Source organism: Rhizobium sp. 05N430 (assembly GCF_056396985.1).
In genome coordinates, this window is the sequence record NZ_JBFTMO010000041.1 from 1 (window position 1) to 1,231 (window position 1,231).

Consider the following 1,231-nt stretch of genomic DNA (forward strand, 5'->3'; position numbering starts at 1 on the left):
CGAAATGCTTGAAGACGTCCTTGGCCGGGCCGGAAGCGCCGAAGCTCTTCATGCCGATGAAGGTGCCTTCCGGACCGATGAACGCATCCCAGCCTTCGCGAACGGCGGCTTCGACGGCGATCTTGACCGGCGAGTTGCCGAGCACTTCCCTGCGGTAGGCATCCGGCTGTTCGAAGAACAGTTCGGTGCAGGGCACGGAAACGACGCGGACAGAAACGCCCTTGGCTTCGAGCGTGGCGCGGGCGGCAACGGCGAGTTCGACTTCAGAGCCCGAAGCGAAGATCGTCACCTTGGCGTCGGCCTTGCCGGCCAGCGTATAGGCGCCCTTGGTCGTCAGGTTCTCTTCCGAATATTCGGTACGAACGGTCGTCAGGTTCTGACGGGTCAGCGCCAGAGCGGTCGGGCGGTTCTTCGTCTTCAGCGCGATCTGCCAGGCTTCTGCCGTCTCGGTGACGTCGGCCGGACGGAAGACCAGCAGGTTCGGAACGGCGCGCAGGCTCGGCACCTGTTCGACCGGCTGGTGGGTCGGGCCGTCTTCGCCGACGCCGATCGAGTCATGCGTCAGGACGTGGACGAGGCGAATGCCCATCAGGGCGGCGAGGCGGATCGGCGGACGGCAATAGTCCGAGAAGATCATGAAGCCGCCGCCATAGGGGATCAGGCCGCCGTGCAACGAGATGCCGTTCATAGCAGAGGCCATGCCGTGCTCGCGGATACCCCAGTGCATGTAGCGGCCGGAGAAATCCGTTGGCGTGATCGAGACCATCTGGCTGGTCTTGGTGTTGTTCGAGGGCGTCAGGTCGGCGGAGCCGCCGAGCGTTTCCGGCAGCAGGCCGTTGATGACTTCGAGCACGTCCTCGGACGCCTTGCGGGTCGCGACGGTCGGCTTGGTCTCGACGATCTTCTTCTTCAGGTCGCTGATCGCAGCATCGAAGCCTTCAGGCAGGTCACCAGCGAAGCGGCGGCTGAATTCGGCGTTGTGAGCCGACTTTGCGAGGCCAGCTTCCCACGACTTGACGAGCTCTACCGAGCGGCTACCGGCCGTGCGCCATGCGCCGAGAACGTCCGACGGGATGACAAACGGTTCGGCTTCCCAGTTCAGAGCCTTGCGGGTAGCGGCGATTTCCTCGGCACCGAGCGGGTTGCCGTGAACCTTGTGGCTGCCCTGCTTGTTCGGAGCGCCGAAGCCGATGATCGTCTTGCAGGCGATGAAGGTCGGGCGGTCGGACTT

General features: G+C 64.2%; 1 protein-coding gene. It reads right to left on the reverse strand.

The window, feature by feature from the left end; genetic code table 11:
- Positions 1–1,231, reverse strand: a 1,231-nt coding sequence (locus tag AC1DJO_RS29815; RefSeq protein ID WP_477974128.1) for a transketolase-like TK C-terminal-containing protein, incomplete at both ends; no start/stop codon positions are given.